Source organism: Acinetobacter yuyunsongii (assembly GCF_041021915.1).
GTDB lineage: Bacteria > Pseudomonadota > Gammaproteobacteria > Pseudomonadales > Moraxellaceae > Acinetobacter.
Map to the genome: position 1 here is coordinate 480,439 of NZ_CP157435.1, position 15,831 is coordinate 496,269.

Sequence of the window (15,831 nt, forward strand, 5' to 3'; positions counted from 1 at the left end):
AATGACAAAAATTTTAGCGGAGAAAACAGATGCAAATTTTTTACGATAAAGACTGTGACTTATCAATCATCCAAGGCAAAAAAGTTGCAATCATTGGTTATGGTTCACAAGGTCATGCTCATGCACTTAACTTGAAAGATTCTGGCGTTGACGTCACTGTTGGTTTACGTGCTGGTTCAGCATCTTGGAAAAAAGCTGAAAATTCAGGTCTTAAAGTATCTGAAGTTCCAGCGGCTGTTGCTCAAGCTGACTTAGTGATGATTTTGACTCCAGATGAGTTCCAATCTCAACTTTATCGTGATGTAATTGAGCCAAATATCAAAGAAGGCGCGACTTTAGCATTTGCTCATGGTTTCTCTATTCTTTATAACCAAGTTGTTCCACGTAAAGATTTAGACGTAATCATGGTTGCTCCAAAAGCACCAGGTCATACTGTACGTTCTGAATATCAACGTGGTTCAGGTGTTCCTGACTTAATCGCAATTCACCAAGATGCTTCTGGTAATGCACGTAACGTAGCGCTTTCTTACGCTTCAGGTGTAGGTGGTGGTCGTACAGGTATCATCGAAACTTCTTTCCGTGAAGAAACTGAAACTGACTTATTTGGTGAGCAAGCAGTTCTTTGTGGTGGTGCTGTTGAATTGGTTAAAATGGGCTTCGAAACTTTGGTTGAAGCGGGTTATGCACCAGAAATGGCTTACTTCGAATGCTTACATGAACTTAAGTTAATCGTTGACTTAATGTTCGAAGGCGGTATCGCTGACATGAACTACTCAGTTTCTAACAATGCTGAGTACGGTGAGTATGTGACTGGTACTGAAGTAATCAATGAACAGTCTCGTGAAGCAATGCGTAATGCATTGAAACGTATCCAATCTGGTGAATATGCGAAAATGTTCATTCAAGAAGGTGCATTAAACTACCCATCTATGACTGCTCGTCGTCGTCAAAATGCTGCGCATGGTATCGAAGTAACAGGTAACAAGTTACGTGCGATGATGCCTTGGATTCAAGCGAACAAAATCGTAGACAAAGAGAAGAACTAAGTTTTAGTTTAATCTTTAAAAGCCCTTGTTTATACAAGGGCTTTTTTATTGCATCACTTAAAGTGCTGTATCTCGTGATGATAGCCTAATCTTGCCGTTTAGGTTGTTAAGTTAATTCTCGCGGCTCGTATGGATGTAAGCAGAATTTTTAAGATGTTATTGAGAGTATAAAAAATAAATTACCTGATAAGGAGTGTAGTCACTTATTTGCTTTCAATATAAAAAACTTCATATTCTTAGTCTTTTTTAATAACAGAGTTATAGCAAACAGCATGATAAAAAGGCATACTATATACATGTTTAGAGCATTTATTAAAGGTAGTGCATCTTTTATAATTGTTGATTGCTTTTAAAATTGCAGTAAAAAAACAAGAATTTTCATTGGTTTGAAATGAATATGTGTTTTTATTCTATTGATTTATAAAATGAAAAAGACTTGACCTTATACTAGATGATGTTATTGTTAAGGAAAGTTTATGAATACACAATTTGTATCTTTTTTGAGTGTTAATGATCGTTCTGATTTTGAGCAATTCGCTCAATAAATAAAAAAAAGTACTGAATAATCATGGAAGTCCTTTATGGTTAACGTTGATTACGATAGCACATGGGTCATCGCTTCCATTTTGTTTGCAGTAGCGACTTGTTATGCTGCAGTTTCAATGGAAGAGCTCGTTTTTAAAGCTCCATATAAAAAGTTGGAGAAAAGCATTTTAGTAACGAGTGGGTTGACTTTAGGCTTGGCAATATCGGCAATGCATTTTATTGGAATGCTCGCGAGCCATTTGCCTGAAGGCTATCATTTTGATATTAGTTTGACTGTGCTTTCATATTTGATAGGCGCAACTGCTTCGGTATTTGCTGTTTGGCTAACCACTAGACCTACTTTACCTATGCTACGTCTGATCTTAGGTGCATTATTCTTAGGACTAGGGATATCTGGAATGCATTACACGGGGATGTTGGCGCTTTCAGTTGAACACCATCAATTGAGATATGATCCATTACTCGTGATTTGTTCAGTACTCATTGCTGTATGTGGTTCTGGTTTGAGCTGTTTATTCGTTTTTAAATATAAAACCGCGGTTAAATATAAAACTGCACTAAAGGCTGTCGTTGCAATATTGATGGCTTTTAGTATTGTAGGTATGCATTATACTGGAATGGCTGCGACATTATTTGATGAACGGGTAGCGATGATCTTAAGTGCTGCTCAAACTGACCAAAGTGTGCTGTTATTTACGATTATTTTTATTACGAGTTTAGTCTTTGTTGCTGGTTTCGCCGTCGCAGTTTTAGAAACCCGACTAGAGGAACGTAATCAACAATTAGTTAGAATAAATAAAGAATTAGCAACTCAGTCACTACATGATTCATTAACAAAGTTGCCGAATCGATTATATTTGACAGATTATGCGGAAGTAATCTTCAGCCATCATCGCTTACGAGAAGAAAAAGCAGCATTTTTATATGTAGATTTAGATCGCTTTAAATCGGTAAATGATGCTTTTGGACACCATATTGGTGATCAACTTTTAATTCAAATGGCCAATCGGTTACATGAAAAATTAAGTTCAAGCCATAAGCTATTTCGTATTGGTGGTGACGAGTTTGTATTGATCTCTGAAAATACTAATGTTAATCAAGCGATGTTGCTGGCAGAAGAAGTTCTGCATTTTATTCAAGAGGCATATCTGATCGCGACAAAAGAAATTAATATTTCTGCAAGTTTGGGAATTGCGATGTATCCTGAGCACGGTACGAATATTCAGGATTTATTAATTAATGCAGATGTAGCAATGTTGGCATCTAAAGAGCAGGGTAGAAATACCTTTACTGTTTTCCACTCTACAACAGATCAGCAAGATGTTCGTAGCCAATCCAAATTAATTAATGATTTGTATAAAGCTGTAGATGAGCAGCAATTTGTTTTATTTTATCAGCCTAAATTTACTGCGAATTATAAAGTTTGTGGTATTGAAGCGCTCATTCGTTGGAAGCATCCAAGCTTAGGTTTGTTGACTCCTCAAATGTTTATTGAGGGAGCAGAAAAAACAGGTTTGATTATTCCGATGGGATATTGGGCATTGGAGCAAGCTTGTCAGCAGATTCAAAAATGGGAACGAAGTAATAGTCCTTTTTATCCAATTGCCGTCAACTTATCTGCATTACAATTTGAAAATAAAAAACTTTTTAACGTATTAGAGCAGCTCTTAGAACAATATCAAATTCAGCCCCATAATCTTATTTTAGAAATCACTGAATCAACAGCAATGCATCATATTGATTCAAGTATTCGCACTTTAGAACGCTTGCGTAAGTTGGGTATTCGGATTGCGATTGATGATTTTGGAACTGGCTATTCAAGCTTTTTATATTTAAAAGATCTGCCTGTTGATGAACTTAAAATTGATCGCGGTTTTCTCATAGATTTACAACCAAACTCGAAAGAAGAGGCAATTCTAGAAAGTATCATTCACCTTGCCGCTAGGTTAGGCTTAATCGTCACAGCTGAAGGTGTAGAAACACAGCAACAAGCTGATATTTTAACTAATTTAGGATGTAATCAATTACAAGGTTATTTATTGGGTATGCCTGTAAATGTTGAAAATTTAGTGTTGAATCATCACAACTTTGCTTAGTTTATTTGGACCTAACGATTTCTATATCATCTATTCACGAAAAAGGCTGCTCATATCTTTTCAAGTAAAAGAGATTCACAGCCTTGACTATTTTAGCAATTGTAAGCACTTAATTTGAGCGCTGTTGCAACCATGCGCTAACGACAGGCCAAACTGCTTGTGGTGCTTGGCTACCTGAAACCAAACCCATATGACCACCAGAGACAATTTCAAAGGTTTTATCTTGGCTACTGATCAAATCCATTAATGGTCGTACAGCTTCTGCAGTCACAATAATGTCAGTATCCCCACCAATCGCAAGTACTGAACATTCAATATCTTTAAAATCAGCCGTTTGATCTCCGAATTTAATGAGACCTGTCGAAAGTTCGTTATCAATCCAGAAGCGTAAAATAATATCGCGCATTACACCACCAGGATATGCAAGCATATTGTCAACAAACGAACTTGATGTTGCGTGATTAATGACAAACTGCCGATCGTTCAAATTTTTCAGTAATTGCCAATAATTCTTAAAATTACCCACTGGGTCTGTGAGCTTAAATCCGAGCGTATTTTGCCAACCATGAATATGGAAATAGCGGCTCGGAATTTGACGGATTCGGAAATTAGTATTGGTCCGTACCCATTGTGCTGGCGTGTTTAACTTTTGATAAAGCTTGCCAATATAACCTGATTGATGAGTGTTAATTGGTGATGCCAAAATCATTAGATTCTTAATATTTTTATCTTTAAATAATGAGGTATAGCAAAGGGAGATCGCTCCACCGAGACTCCAACCATACAGTGATAGTTGTTGTTGTCCGCTATGTTCACGAACTTTGCTGATAAAGTCGGGCATAAAGATTTTGATATATGTACCGAAATTATATTTAGCTTGTTTACGGCTTGGTGTGCCCCAGTCAATCATATATACATCAAAACCTTGGCTTTGAAAGTAACGAATGAGACTACGATCAGGAAACAAATCGAATACTAAGGTGTTCGCTGCTAATGGGGGAATAATAACCAGTGGCACACGGTGTTTATTTTCACCCGATTCTACGTCTGACTTGTAAAACCGTAAGCTAATAATTTCACGTTCATAAACGACTTCAAAAGGTGTCTTTCCTGACAATGCCAGTTGATGTCCCCTCAAGAAACGATCTGCCGCATTTGAAAATACTTGTGCAGCTTGCTTACCCGCACGCGTTTTTAAGATTGATTGGGCTGTTTTAGCGTTAACAAAGGTATTTTTAAATTTAGGCAATTGAGTCATCGTGCAAGAACTCTATGGTTACAACTGTGTAGCCGCATATTAGAAGAAAAAGTCCCTAAGCTCAGTGACTCAGGTGCTTAACTTGTATTCCAAAATGATCAACTTAAGACAATAACACCGAATATGGAGGATTAAGCTCTGCTAAAAAGCTGAGTAAATGAGTTTATCGATTCATCTCATCTCATTTCTTTCAGTTTATTTATATATGAATTTGCATATATATGGAAATTCATATATAAAGAATTTAAAAATTAATCAGGTTTTAATTCGATGACAACTTTATTAGATGTGACGATATATCACAATCCAGCATGTGGAACTTCACGTAACACATTGGCTTTGATTCGTAATGCAGGCATTGAGCCAAATGTTATTGAATACTTGATTACACCGCCTACGCGTAGTGAGTTAATGCAACTGATTCAAGATGCAAAGTTGACGGTTAGAGAAGCGATTCGTAAGAATGTCGATCCTTATCGTGATCTAGCATTAGATCGTGAAGATTGGACGGATGAGCAACTGATCAGTTTTATGCTTGAGCATCCTATTTTGATCAATCGACCATTTGTGGTGACTGAACGAGGAACACGTTTGTGTCGTCCATCTGAACTTGTGTTAGATATTTTGACACTACCACAAAAGGGCGCTTTTACTAAAGAAGATGGTGAGCAGGTGATTGATGAAAATGGGCAACGCGTAAATTAAAAATTTGGCTTTTATATATGGAAATTTACATATTCATATAAGCAAATAGGATGTGAAGATGGATCAAGTGAATTTTTTTAAATGCTTAGCAGACGAAACACGGCTCAATATCGTCACTTTAGTTGCTGAGCATAAAGAATTATGTGTGTGTGACTTGACTGAAAAATTACAACTCAGTCAACCCAAGATCTCTAGACATTTAGCGTTATTACGTTCATCAGGTTTATTGCAAGACAGACGACAAAGCCAGTGGGTGTATTACAGCATTCATCCAGAGTTGCCTGTTTGGTGTCATGAATTACTAAATCTCTTGGTACGTGAACAAACTTCCGCAAGTAACCAATCTCAGTCTCTCCAAATTAAAAGTTATTGTGAGTAATACCGCATGAAATTTATTTTCCTATGTACTGGAAATAGTTGTCGCAGCATTTTGTCCGAAGTACTTTTTAACAGTCGTGCACCTGAAAATTGGAAAGCATATAGCGCAGGCAGTAAGCCTTCTGGACAGGTTCATCCACTGACGATTGAAACGCTTGAAAACTTAGGCCTTTCAACTGATGGTTTGTGGAGTAAAACCATTGATGACTGCGAACAATATCAAGCGGATGTGGTGATTACGGTCTGTGATTCTGCGGCTCAGGAAGCTTGCCCACTGTATTTAGGCGGTGCAATTAAAGCACATTGGGGCTTGACTGATCCTTCACATTTAGATTTGCCTAAATCAGAAAAATTACAAGCATTCCAAGTGACTGTAGATCATATCAACCGCCGTTTAGATGCTTTATTTGCATTAGATAGCGCAAATATGTCTCGTCCTGAATTGATTGCTGCAATCAATCACATCTCAGATATTGAATGAGAACATCATGGCTCAGCAAAGATTGTCATTTCTAGATCGTAACTTAACCCTATGGATTTTTATTGCCATGGGGTTGGGAATTGCGATCGGTGTTTTTTTACCTCAGGCTTCTGTCGCTTTAGACAAAATGAGTGTGGATTCCGTCAATATCCCAATTGCGATTGGTCTGGTTTTGATGATGTATCCACCTTTGGCAAAAGTCGACTATGCCGCTTTGCCACAGGTATTTAAAGATAAAAAAACCTTAACTTTATCTTTGGTTCAGAACTGGATTATTGCGCCTGTTCTGATGTTCGGATTAGCGATTATTTTTCTACACAGCTATCCAGAATATATGACGGGCTTAATTTTGATTGGCTTAGCACGTTGTATTGCGATGGTTTTGGTCTGGAATGGTTTAGCTTGTGGTGATAATCAATATGTTGCTGCATTGGTGGCATTTAACAGTATCTTCCAAATTCTATTCTTCAGTACCTATGCTTGGTTATTCCTGACTTTTTTGCCACCTTATTTTGGTATTGCAGGACAAGTCATTCATGTAGATTTTTGGACGATTACCCATGCGGTGTTGGTTTACTTGGGTATTCCATTTTTTCTTGGTTTCATGACACGATTGATTTTAGTGAAAGCCAAAGGTCTAGCGTGGTATCAAAGTATTTTTTTGCCGAAGATCAGCCCTTTAAGTTTGTTGGCGTTGCTGTTCACCATCGTTGCGATGTTTAGCCTTAAAGGTGCTGATGTCGTGAGCTTGCCTTTCGATGTGATTCGTATAGCGATTCCACTGACGATTTACTTTGTTGTGATGTTCTTCATCAGCTTCTTCATGAGCAAGTGGATGGGCAATGACTATCCGAAAACCACTGCAATTTCCTTTACTGCTGCTGGGAATAACTTTGAATTGGCATTAGCGGTCGCTATTGCAACCTTTGGTTTAGCTTCACCTGTGGCATTTACCACAGTGATTGGTCCATTGGTTGAAGTGCCTGTGCTGATTGCTTTGGTTAGTGTGTCTTTATGGCTCAGAAAAAAGTATTTTAAATCGGTGTAATTGTGATGACTCTTCCAAATATAGATATGAATTTACTTGATCAACCCACTTTAGAAAAAGTGCAGGCGCAAGCCTTGGATCATGCACCACGTATTTTATTGTTGTACGGTTCGAATCGTGAACGTTCCTATAGTCGTTTAGCCGTGATGGAAGCAGGGCGCATCTTGGAGCAGTTTGGTGCTGAAGTAAAAATCTTTCATCCTAAAGGTTTGCCCTTACCTGAAGATGCGGATATGGAACACCCAAAAGCTAAAGAATTACATGAATTGTTGGCATGGTCAGAGGGCATGGTGTGGTGTTCGCCTGAACGTCATGGTTCGATGAGTTCCATCTTTAAATCGCAAATTGATTGGATTCCACTGGCAGGTGGTGCGATTCGTGCAACCCAGGGTAAGACTTTGGCATTGATGCAAGTTAGTGGTGGCTCGCAGTCTTTTAATAGTGTCAATCAAATGCGTATTTTAGGACGTTGGATGCGCATGATTACCATCCCAAATCAGTCTTCAATTCCAAAAGCATTTTTAGAGTTTGAAGAAGATGGTCGTATGAAAGCATCGTCTTACTATGATCGTATCGTAGATGTAATGGAAGAATTGTATAAATTCACGCTGTTGACGCGAGGGCAGAGCAAGTATTTAACAGACCGTTATTCTGAACGGAAAGAGTCCGCTGAAGAACTGTCAAAGCGCGTCAATCAACCTAATCTATAGTGTTTATCGCTTTTCCTTAAGACAATAAAAACAGCCTCGTGACGAGGCTGTTTTTTATTAAAATCCATCGTTAAACCATGGATTTTTTATATTTTAGTACTTGAAGTTCACAGACAATACCGCACTGCGACCTTCCGCTTCAGTTGCATAGTGTGATGAATATGCTTTAGTGAAATAACGCTTATCAGATAAGTTGTTTACATTAAGCTGTAAATCAACATTTTTATTTACGTTATAACGCGCCATTGCATCATAGCGAACATAACCTGGAACCCACTTGGTATTCGTGGCATTACCATAGACTTTATCCATTGCGACAGCACCAGCACCCAATGTTAAATCCGGTAAGACTTGGTATGTCGTCCAAAGCGTAGCGCTATTTTTTGCAACGTTTTGTACTTGGTTACCATTACTTGGATTTGCTTGGTAAACAGGGACTGCAGTACTACCTACATTGGTGTAACCACCATCGACAAGTTCGCTGTCTAAATAGGTGTAACCCGCAGAAACAGCCCATTTTTCAGTAATATTTCCGTTTACGCCAAGCTCAATACCATCAACGCGTGTTTCGCCGATATTTTGAGTGGTGCCATCTTCAGCTGTAGCACGAGTATTGGTTTTTTCGGTACGGAAAATTGCTGCTGTAAGGTTTAATTTATCATTAAGAACATCCCACTTAGTTCCTAATTCATATGTTTTAACTTCTTCAGGTTTTAGGTTTTGAATTGCAGCAGTAATCCCTTCCGAACCATCACCACCATCGACACCCACAGGGTTTGCTGAAGTTGCATAGCTTATATAGATTGAACCATTTTCCACTGGTTTAAAGGTTAAACCAGCTTGGTAGTTAAAGAAATCTTTGTTGTTCTCAACCGTAACTTGATCACCAGCTTTAGCTGTGATTTTTGTATTATTTAGACCTGTCACGGCATTATTGCGAGCACCATAAGTCATGGTTTGTTTGGTTTCAAATTTATCCCAACGAACACCCAAGTCCAAAAGCCATTGTGGGCTTAACTCAATATTATCTAGGAAATAAACAGATTGGTTTTTGCTACGAATATTGTAACGATCAGCACCATCAGTACTTATACGACCTGTCCACGGAACATTACTTGGATTCTGCACTGACGTGCACCAACCAGAAGCAATTGCAGTAGCGTTACACGTATTATTTGCGCTTCCTGTTGAATCTAAGCCGTTTAAAATATATTGAGTACGATCAGTTTTTTGATCGCTATACTCAACACCTGTATTAAAACGGTGTTTAAATGCACCTGTATCAAACTTACCTGTTAGAGCAAGTTGATCTGTAAAGCCGTCCGTATCTGCAACACGAGAGTTCGTACGTCTCCAAACTGAGCCATCTAAAGCACCCGTAGTCTTGTTATAGAAATTACCCTTAGAATCATCTGGATTAGTCCACAGATAATCATTCTTAGATTTTGTGTAAACAGCTGTATTACTCAGCGTTAGGTTATCGGTTAAATCATGCTCTAATTTGAATGTACCAAACTGATTTTCTTGTTTTTGGAAATCACGATCTTTCCAACCATAGTAACTGCCTTGTTGAACATCAATCGGTTTGCCATTGCCATTCAAATGAGTAAAATCTTTTTTAGGATCAGCATTTGAAGAAAATGGATTGTTATATGGAATACCAGAATCTGGAATATCATCGGTTTTAAGGTAGTAATAACTCAAGGTACCGCGAGTTGCTGTATCTAAACCAAAGGTAATACTTGGTGCAATACCTGCACGTTTATATTCAGCACCATCATGTTGTCCCGCTTTTTCGTTTTGATGACCCATGACCACCACACGAGCTGCGACACCATTATTAAAATCTTTGTTTCCGTCTAAAGTGATACGTGCATAATTATCTGTACCCCCTGAGATCGAGCCTTCTAAAGCATCGCCTTTTTTAGCAACTTTAGAAATCATGTTAATGCTACCGCCAGAAGTACCTGCACCACCTAAAGCAGAGGCAGAACCCTTTGTAACTTCAACTTGTTCAACTGCAAACATCTCACGGTTTTGTGATGTTGAGTTACGAATGCCATCTACATACATGGAGCTTTCTGAGTTATAGCCACGAATGAAAGGGCGGTCGCCGTTTGGATTACCACCTTCACCAGCACCTAAAGTAATACCAGGAATCGTACGTAAAGCATCAGAAAGACTTGTAACTTGAGTATCTGCAATAAGCTGCTTTGAAATAACAGAAACAGATTTTGGTGTATCTAAAAGAGGAACGACAAATTTGCTATTTGAGGATTGGTCTACTTTAAGACCTTGTTCTTGTTCTGCTTGGGTATGAATTGTTGGGAGTTGTACTGGCTGATCTTGAGCGATGGCTGGTACTGCAATCACGGAGAGTGAAGATGCGATTGCGGAAGATACTAATTTCTTACGTGATTTGATAAAAGACATAATCGTTCACTCAGATATGAGAAAAATTTTGAGAATAATAATGATTCTTAATCATAATTTCAATTTATAACTGAACTATTTGTCGGATAGGGGCTTTATTGCACAAACATTCAAAGAGTAAACTTGTCCCAAGTTATCCAAATTTAAGTGACTACTTGGGTGTGAGGTCGCCCCAACTCCGTAAATTTATTTAATACTGCCACACGTGCATGAATCTCATTGACATGGTTATCAAAACGCCTTGCACTAAGCCTATCACCCAATAATTTGATGCAGTGCATCTTGGTTTCTACCAAACTTCGGCGATGATAGTTTGACCATTTTTTCCATAGTGTCCTGCCTAAATGTTTAACTGTTCGAAGTAATTCGTTTCGCTCTAACGAGCTAGTCTTTGTATCTTTCCATGGTTTCGCATTTTTTCTAGGTGGAATCACCGCATGTGCTTGCCGATCTGCAATGACCTGACGGCATTGCTTGGTGTCATAAGCCTGTTTATAGCTCAATTTCAATTCGGTTGTTAACAAATAAAGCTTTGTGTGGATAACTTGGTACTTATCAACAATCAATAAACAAGTTCACTAAATCTGCTACAATTGCGCCAATTTCGAATTCTCACTTTTCAGTTATGGTACATATCGAGTCATGTGTACGTAACTGTGTACATATTGAAGATTTTTCTCATGAGTTTTAAAGACGAATTAGCGGCACAGGTTGCCCAACGACGTACCTTTGCGATCATTTCCCACCCCGATGCGGGTAAAACCACGATGACCGAAAAACTTCTGTTATGGGGTAAAGCTATTCAGGTTGCTGGAATGGTTAAAAGTCGTAAGTCGGATCGTGCTGCGACATCTGACTGGATGGAAATGGAAAAAGAGCGTGGAATCTCGATTACCACGTCTGTGATGCAGTTCCCTTATAAAAACCATACCATTAACTTACTTGATACCCCGGGACATGAAGACTTCTCGGAAGATACCTATCGTACTTTGACTGCTGTTGACTCTGCATTAATGGTGATTGATGGTGCAAAAGGTGTTGAAGAACGTACGATTAAATTGATGGAAGTGTGTCGTATGCGTGACACACCGATCATTTCCTTCGTCAACAAAATGGACCGTGAAATTCGCGAGCCTCTAGAATTGCTTGACGAAATTGAAAATGTTTTAAATATTCGCTGTGTCCCAATTACATGGCCTTTAGGTATGGGGCGTGACTTTGCTGGGGTTTATAACCTACTTGAAAACAAGTTATATGTTTATAAAGCAGGTTTTGGCTCGACGATTACGGACATTGAGGTGCGTGATGGTTATGATCATGCTGATATTCGTGAAAAAGTGGGTGAGTTAGCTTGGGCTTCTTTTGAGGAGTCGCTTGAGTTGGTACAAATGGCAAATGAGCCATTAGACCGTGAGCTGTTTCTGCAAGGCAAGCAAACCCCTGTATTGTTTGGTACAGCGTTGGGTAACTTTGCGGTTGACCATGTACTGGATGCCTTTATCAACTGGGCACCAGAACCGAAAGCACATCCAACACAAGAACGTACAGTAGATGCCAATGAAGAGGGTTTCACTGGTTTTGTTTTTAAAATTCAAGCCAATATGGATCCGAAACATCGTGACCGTATTGCCTTTATGCGTATTTGCTCAGGTAAATATGAAAAAGGCTTGAAAATGAATCATGTGCGTATCGGTAAAGATGTACGTATTAGCGATGCATTAACCTTCCTTGCGGGCGAACGCGAACATTTGGAAGAAGCTTGGCCTGGAGACATTATTGGTTTGCATAACCACGGTACCATCCAGATCGGTGATACATTTACCAGCGGTGAAAAACTTCATTTCACGGGTATTCCACACTTTGCACCTGAAATGTTCCGCCGAGTTCGTTTACGTGATCCTCTTAAATCTAAGCAATTGCAAAAAGGTTTGAAAGAGTTATCTGAAGAAGGTGCAACACAGGTATTTATGCCTCAAATTAGTAATGATTTGATTGTCGGTGCAGTCGGTGTGTTACAGTTTGATGTGGTCGCTTATCGTTTGAAAGAAGAATATAAAGTTGACTGTATTTATGAGCCTGTCAGTGTGCATACGGTACGTTGGGTTCATTGTGATGATGAAAAAATTCTGAATGAGTTCAAGAAAAAAGCGCATGATCAGTTATCGGTAGATGGCGGCGGTCATCTGACTTATCTTGCACCAAGCCGTGTAAACTTGCAGTTAATGCAAGAACGCTGGCCAGATATTCAGTTCCGTAACACGCGAGAACACTAAAAATATACAAAAACAGCTTCTAAATTAGAGGCTGTTTTTAATTGAACGATCTAAAAAAGGAGGATGAGATGAATACTTTAAAACCACTTTTTGCTGTCAGTATAATGATTGGAATGATGGCTTTAACGGCATGCGATCATCCTAAAAAAAATGAGACGGATACAGCTCAAAACAAAAATCAAATATCAACACATACTGAAAAAGCTGAAGTCCTACCATACCTCAATATGCAAGAAGCCAAAGCGGATTATGCCTTACCGTTCTGTGAAAAGAAAAACTGTATTGATGTCGACATTCAAACCATTAAAACCCAAGATGCGTGGCTTAACACATGGATTGCAAAAAATCAGGCCAATGTGATTCAACAACAAATTGAGCAAAACAAGAATTTAACCTTACAGCAAGCCGTGAATGCTTATGTGAAAAAGTCAGATGAATGGCAAGATAAGTATTCTAAAAATAAAGCGTATGAGCTGCGCTTAACGACACGTATTGCTTCACAGCGTAATCAGTATGTGTTGTTGCAAATTGGCGTTGATACACAGCAAGAAGATATTGCGGTTAAAGATAGATTTTACTTTTTCGTTGCTGATCGTAAGTTACAAAAAAATCTAACCGTACTCGATGTGATACAGAAAAATCAGCAAAATGAATTAAATAATATTATTCAAGCACATTATCAACAATGGATTGAAAAACAAAGTACAGAGGTGAAGAAACAAGTTCCTAAAAAACTGTATTGGGGGCAGGCAGATTGGTTCTTCGATGGGGAAGGAATTGGCTTGCATTATCGTGCCAATGAAATAAGTAAAGATGCACCGCAGTTGGATATTTATTTAAGCACTGAACAAAGCAAACAGATGCTACAACCTGAAATTTATCAGCAAATGTTTTAATCTACTTGCTTGAGTTTCGTATAGAAATTGCATGCGCTTATAGCGGTTTTGCTTTAACTTCGATAGCATTTAAAAATCTTGTGTAATAACAATACTGATAGGTTTTAAATGAAAGCATTTTATAAATATAGCATTCTTGCAGGTGCCATTTTGCTTGCTGCTTGCCAGCCGAAATCAGAGCCGAAAGAATCACAGGATAAACCGACAGATCCGCCAGTGGTACAGCAAACTGCTGAGCCAATTCTGCGTGGTGAAACCGTGAAATTGCAGGTAAATTTACCTGAATGTAAGGGCAATACCTGTCCAGATTTCACAGTTGAACGATTACAAAGTAATTTCCCATTTATTGATCAGTTACTGGATCAACAGATTCTCAATCAACTGAGTAAAATGCTCGATGTCGTTGATGCTGATACCGCAGCAGCATCCGTACCCAAAACGGCTGAACAAAAAACAGGTTTAGATATTCAAGCACAAACCTATGCTAATGCTTTTGTAAAAATTGATGAAGAGTTGAAAGCGCTCAGTAGTAGTCATCAAATCAGTCTGATGATTAAGCCTAAAATTTTGCAACCGAAAGGCAAGCTGGCAACTGTAGTGTTAAATAGCAGCAGTTATTTGGGTGGAGCGCATGGTTCAACCTCACAACGTTACTATAACTTTGATTTAGCGAACCAAAAACAGATTCAATTGCATGACCTATTATTACCGAAGCAAAAAGCAACTCTAGACAAACTGGCGCATGAAGCCTTTAAAGTGTGGATTGTCGATTCAAAACTTGCAACTGATCCGAAAGAATATGAACAGGCTTGGCCATTCCAAGTAACAGATAATTTTTTATTGGGTGAGCAGGGATTAATTCTACAATATGGCGAATATGAAATTGGTCCTTATGTCGTCGGTTTACCGCGGTTAGTGATTCCATTTAGTGAATTGCAGGGTGTTTTAAAACCTGAATATTTACCAAAAATTGATACGCCCGCAGCATCTACGCCTGCTGCAAGTACGCCAAGTCAAAGTTAATGCAACTGTTCGATACCCATACCCATTTTGATGTTGCCGATTTTGATATTGATCGGCAACATCTGGCTGAACAAGCAAAACAGGTTGGGGTCGATGCTTTAGTGTTGATTGGTTTTGTTGAATCCCGATTCGATGAACTGATCCATACCCATCAACAATTACACGCTTGGGAAAATGTGCCAAGCTCTTATCTTGCCCCAGGCTTGCATCCTTTTTATATCGAACAACATCAGCCAGAACATTTACAGCGGCTTGAGCAAGTCTTAGAACAGCATGACTGTGTGGCTGTAGGTGAAATTGGTTTAGATACTTTTTTAAAACAACATAAACAGCCAGAACTGTTTGCCAAGCAACAATATTATTTTATTGAGCAACTTGTATTGGCAACACAGTATCAAAAGCCAGTGTTATTACATATCCGTAAGGCACATGCCGAAACCCTTGCCATTTTAAAAGCACAAAAATTCAAATTGGGTGGCATTGCCCATGCGTTTAGTGGTGGAGTCGAAGAAGCCAAGGCATTGGTTAAACTGGGCTTTAAAATTGGGGTGACAGGACAAATCACCAATCCAAATGCCAAAAAGCTGCATCAAGTAGTGCAGGCGATTGGCAGTGAAAATTTGGTGATTGAAACAGATTGTCCAGATATGACGCCGTTGTGTTGCCAAACTTCGACCGAGCATCGCACCCGTAATACCCCAGTGAACCTACCTTATATTCTAGACAGTTTGGCTCAGACCCTTGACCAGCCTGAGTTGCAGCTGGCTGCACAATTATGGCAAAACTCATTGGTTGCTTTGCATTTAAAATTTTAGAAGAATAAGACAATAATCTCGATAAAAATAAGATAACCAAAAGGGAACACACTCTTTTCTAAACAGGCTTACATTAAAGGGGGAACATCATAATAAATAAACTCGCCAATACTGGGAGGGTAA

At 38.8% G+C, this 15,831-nt stretch carries 13 protein-coding genes and 1 pseudogene; 11 read left to right on the top strand and 3 right to left on the bottom strand.

Annotated features, from left to right (window positions below; translation table 11 throughout):
* The first annotated feature begins 29 nt into the window (after positions 1-29).
* Together ilvC and ABLB98_RS02290 are read left to right on the top strand one after the other, a co-directional pair.
* Positions 30-1,046 carry a ketol-acid reductoisomerase gene (gene ilvC, locus ABLB98_RS02285; RefSeq protein WP_004659026.1) on the top strand — a complete coding sequence of 339 codons (1,017 nt, stop codon included), beginning with the start codon at positions 30-32 and terminating at the stop codon, positions 1,044-1,046.
* A 581-nt stretch (positions 1,047-1,627) separates the two neighbouring features.
* Entirely contained in the window at positions 1,628-3,688 is a 2,061-nt protein-coding gene (locus ABLB98_RS02290) for an EAL domain-containing protein (protein WP_348882690.1), read from the top strand.
* Positions 3,689-3,797: 109 nt separating this feature from the next.
* On the opposite strand, the gene ABLB98_RS02295 is transcribed toward ABLB98_RS02290, so the two are convergent.
* Positions 3,798-4,946 (bottom strand): alpha/beta fold hydrolase, encoded by a 1,149-nt coding sequence (locus ABLB98_RS02295; protein WP_348882691.1) that lies wholly within the window; start codon positions 4,944-4,946, stop codon positions 3,798-3,800.
* 270 nt (positions 4,947-5,216) lie between these two features.
* Between ABLB98_RS02295 and arsC the strand changes: the two genes are divergently transcribed.
* The 5 genes from arsC to arsH are packed head-to-tail and all read left to right on the top strand — an operon-like array spanning position 5,217 to position 8,268.
* Positions 5,217-5,651: an arsenate reductase (glutaredoxin) gene (gene arsC, locus ABLB98_RS02300; protein WP_348882692.1), complete on the top strand. Its 435-nt coding sequence runs from the start codon at positions 5,217-5,219 to the stop codon at positions 5,649-5,651.
* Between the two features lie 58 nt (positions 5,652-5,709).
* Positions 5,710-6,030, top strand: a complete 321-nt coding sequence (locus ABLB98_RS02305; protein WP_348882693.1) for a metalloregulator ArsR/SmtB family transcription factor — start codon at positions 5,710-5,712, stop codon at positions 6,028-6,030.
* A gap of 6 nt (positions 6,031-6,036) precedes the next feature.
* Positions 6,037-6,510: an arsenate reductase ArsC gene (locus ABLB98_RS02310; RefSeq protein WP_348882694.1), complete on the top strand. Its 474-nt coding sequence runs from the start codon at positions 6,037-6,039 to the stop codon at positions 6,508-6,510.
* A gap of 7 nt (positions 6,511-6,517) precedes the next feature.
* Positions 6,518-7,558 (top strand): ACR3 family arsenite efflux transporter, encoded by a 1,041-nt coding sequence (gene arsB / locus ABLB98_RS02315; RefSeq protein ID WP_348882695.1) that lies wholly within the window; start codon positions 6,518-6,520, stop codon positions 7,556-7,558.
* A gap of 5 nt (positions 7,559-7,563) precedes the next feature.
* A complete protein-coding gene (arsH, locus tag ABLB98_RS02320; RefSeq protein WP_348882696.1) occupies positions 7,564-8,268 on the top strand; it encodes an arsenical resistance protein ArsH in 705 nt (234 codons plus the stop codon).
* Between the two features lie 93 nt (positions 8,269-8,361).
* On the opposite strand, the gene ABLB98_RS02325 is transcribed toward arsH, so the two are convergent.
* Positions 8,362-10,701: a TonB-dependent siderophore receptor gene (locus ABLB98_RS02325; RefSeq protein ID WP_348882697.1), complete on the bottom strand. Its 2,340-nt coding sequence runs from the start codon at positions 10,699-10,701 to the stop codon at positions 8,362-8,364.
* Positions 10,702-10,844: 143 nt separating this feature from the next.
* Positions 10,845-11,189 (bottom strand): annotated as a pseudogene (locus ABLB98_RS02330) (transposase); the annotation flags it as partial.
* Between the two features lie 192 nt (positions 11,190-11,381).
* Here ABLB98_RS02330 and ABLB98_RS02335 point away from each other — a divergent pair.
* The 4 genes from ABLB98_RS02335 to ABLB98_RS02350 all read left to right on the top strand — a co-directional run bounded on the left by ABLB98_RS02335 (position 11,382) and on the right by ABLB98_RS02350 (position 15,708).
* Positions 11,382-12,974, top strand: a complete 1,593-nt coding sequence (locus tag ABLB98_RS02335; RefSeq protein ID WP_087547988.1) for a peptide chain release factor 3 — start codon at positions 11,382-11,384, stop codon at positions 12,972-12,974.
* Positions 12,975-13,042: 68 nt separating this feature from the next.
* A complete protein-coding gene (locus tag ABLB98_RS02340; protein WP_348882698.1) occupies positions 13,043-13,870 on the top strand; it encodes a hypothetical protein in 828 nt (275 codons plus the stop codon).
* A 108-nt stretch (positions 13,871-13,978) separates the two neighbouring features.
* The gene (locus ABLB98_RS02345; protein WP_348882699.1) at positions 13,979-14,893 is read left to right on the top strand and encodes an RsiV family protein; all 915 of its coding nucleotides are present in this window, start codon (positions 13,979-13,981) and stop codon (positions 14,891-14,893) included.
* Positions 14,893-15,708: a TatD family hydrolase gene (locus ABLB98_RS02350; protein ID WP_348882700.1), complete on the top strand. Its 816-nt coding sequence runs from the start codon at positions 14,893-14,895 to the stop codon at positions 15,706-15,708. The genes ABLB98_RS02345 and ABLB98_RS02350 overlap by 1 nt, the downstream gene beginning before the upstream one ends.
* Positions 15,709-15,831 lie beyond the last annotated feature (123 nt).